This is a genomic window from Terriglobales bacterium (assembly GCA_035624475.1).
GTDB lineage: Bacteria > Acidobacteriota > Terriglobia > Terriglobales > Acidobacteriaceae > DASPRL01.
In genome coordinates this window covers 1-2512 of record DASPRL010000316.1, presented here as the reverse complement: position 1 = coordinate 2512, position 2512 = coordinate 1, and the positions used below count along the sequence as shown (strand labels likewise).

The 2512-nt window shown below is 69.1% G+C and carries 2 protein-coding genes; one reads left to right on the top strand and one right to left on the bottom strand.

Annotated elements, in window-relative coordinates; translation table 11 throughout:
* Positions 1–1449: NAD(P)-dependent oxidoreductase (locus tag VEG08_12505; GenBank protein ID HXZ28805.1), on the bottom strand; the 1449-nt coding region annotated here is incomplete at its 3' end.
* A gap of 158 nt (positions 1450–1607) precedes the next feature.
* Between VEG08_12505 and queG the strand changes: the two genes are divergently transcribed.
* Positions 1608–2512 (top strand): tRNA epoxyqueuosine(34) reductase QueG (gene queG, locus VEG08_12500; protein HXZ28804.1); only part of this gene is annotated, 905 nt, incomplete at its 3' end.

The following is a 2512-nucleotide window of genomic DNA, read 5'->3' as shown; positions in this document are numbered from 1 at the left end:
GCGCTCCTGGCGGCGGGCGCGCAGGGCGATGAGCTTGTCGTGCATGTGCAGGGCGGCCTTGCGGGCGGCGGCCACCGCGGTGACCACCAGGTCGGCGCCGCGCACGTTGTCGCCGGCGGCGTAGATGTCCTCGCGCGAGGTCACCCCGGTCTCCTCGCTCTCCACCAGCAGCGTGCCCCACTTGGTGGTCTTCAGGTTCTCGGCGGTCTCGGGGATGTCGGTCTCGGGGCTGTAGCCGATGGCCAGCGCCACCGTGTCGCAGGGAATGACGAACTCGGAGCCGGGGATGGGGACGGGGGAGCGGCGGCCCTTGGCGTCGGGCTCGCCCAGCTTCATGCGAATGCACTCCGCGCCTTCCACCTCACCCTTCTCGTTGCCCAGGAACTTGACGGGGGCGGTCAGCCACTCGAACTGCACGCCCTCTTCGCGGGCGTGGATGCGCTCTTCCATGCGCCCCGGCATCTCCACCTCGCTGCGGCGGTAGACGCAGTAGACCTTGGTCGAGGGATTGAGGCGGCGGGCCACGCGCACGCAGTCCATGGCGGTGTCGCCGCCGCCGATCACCAGGGTGGTGTGGCCGGCGTGGGGGCGGATCTTGTTGGGGCCGTCCTTCAGCATCCACTCCGGCAGCAATTCGACGGGCAGGTTGCCGCGCACCAGGTACTCGGTGGCCTGGTAGATGTTCTTGAAGGTGTCTTCGCCGGGGATCTTCATCTCCCCGCCCTTGATGGCGCCGTAGCCCAGGAAGACCAGGTCGAACTGGCGCAGCAACTCTTCGACCGGATGCTCCTTGCCCACGCGGTAGTTGGAGACGAACTTGATCCCCAGCGCCTCCAGGTCCTTGATCTTGTCGAAGACGATCTCCTTATTGAGCTTGAAGCCGGGGATGCCGTAGAGCAGCAGGCCTCCGGGATAGGGCCAGGCATCGTAGACCGTGACCTCGTGTCCGCGCGCCGCCAGCTCTTCGGCGACGGCCAGGCCGGCGGGGCCCGCGCCCACCACCCCGATGGTCATGCCGGTCAGGGGCTGGCGCTCGCGCTTGGGGTAGCCGTAGTTCTTGCGCACGTAGTCGAGGCAGAAGGCCTCCAGCTTGCCCACGTTGACCGCGCCCTTGCGCGGCAGCAGCACGCAGTTGCCCTCGCACTGCTTTTCCTGGGGGCAGATGCGGCCGCAGACGTCGGGGAAGTTGGAGGTCTCGAGAAACTTCTGGGCGGCGCCCACGAAGTCGCCCTGGCTGATGAGGAACAGCGCCGCGGGGATGTCGTTGTGCAGGGGGCAGCCCTGGGTGCAGGGAGCGTGCTCGCAGTAGAGGCAGCGGGAGGCCTGCTCGATGGCCTCCTCCGGGGTGTAGCCCTGGTAGACCTCGTTGAAGTTGTGGACGCGGTCCTCGGGCTTCTGCTTGGCGGGCTTGCGCCCCTCGATGGCGTAGCGTTGGCGGCGTGTGAGCATCGTCGGCCCCACCTCTCCGGTTTCCGGATGCACGCTTCTAGGCTATCCGGGCTAGTCCTAGCCGCCAGTGACGCAGGACACAAGGCCTTGTGACGGGTAAACCGGGGCCCCGCCCCGGGAGGCCCGCCGCAGGCGCATAATAGGCGGGTGCGAGGCCTATGAGCGCCCTCTCCGAGGTGATCCAGCGTGCCGCCGTCCAGGCCGGCTTCGAGCTGGCGGGGATCGCCCCGGTCGGGGATGACGCCCTGCCCGAGCTGGCCCACTTCCCTGCCTGGATCGCCGCTGGTCATGTCGGCGAGATGGACTACATGCAGGCGCGGGACGAGCGGGGCCGGCTGCGCCGCGCGTCGGTCCAAGAGACCTTCCCCTGGGCGCGCTCGGTCATCGTCTGCGCCCTCAACTACAACAGCGCGGCGCCGCAGTCGAGCGAGAAGGCCGAGGCTGCGCGCGGCTGGATCTCGCGCTACGCTTGGGGGCGGAAGGACTATCACCAGGTCGTCATGGCGCGGCTGCGCCAGGTGGAAGCGGCGCTACGGGTGGCTGCCGGCGACCATCCCGATCTCCAGACCCGCTGCTACGTGGACACCGGCCCGCTGCTCGAGCGGGTAGTGGCGGCGCACGCCGGCCTGGGCTGGCTGGGCAAGAACACCTGCCTCATCCACCCCAAGCTGGGTTCGTGGCTTTTCCTCGGAGTGATCCTGACCTCGTTGGAGCTAGAGCCGGGCGCGCCCCTGCCCGACCGCTGCGGCTCCTGCACCCGCTGCCTGGACGTCTGTCCCACCCAGGCCTTCCCTGCCCCCTACCAGCTCGATGCCGCGCGCTGCATCTCTTACCTCACCATCGAGAAGCGCGGCGAGATCCCGGAGGGATTGCAGGCTGGGGTGGGGCGGCACGTTTTCGGCTGCGACCTTTGCCAGGAGGTCTGTCCCTGGAACCGCAAGGCGCCGGTGAGCGCGGCGCCGGAGCTCCAGCCGCGGCCGGAGCTGGTCAACCCGGCGCTGGAGTGGCTGGCCGGGCTTTCCGAAGAGGAGTTCCGCCGGAACTTCCGCGGCACGGCGGTGCG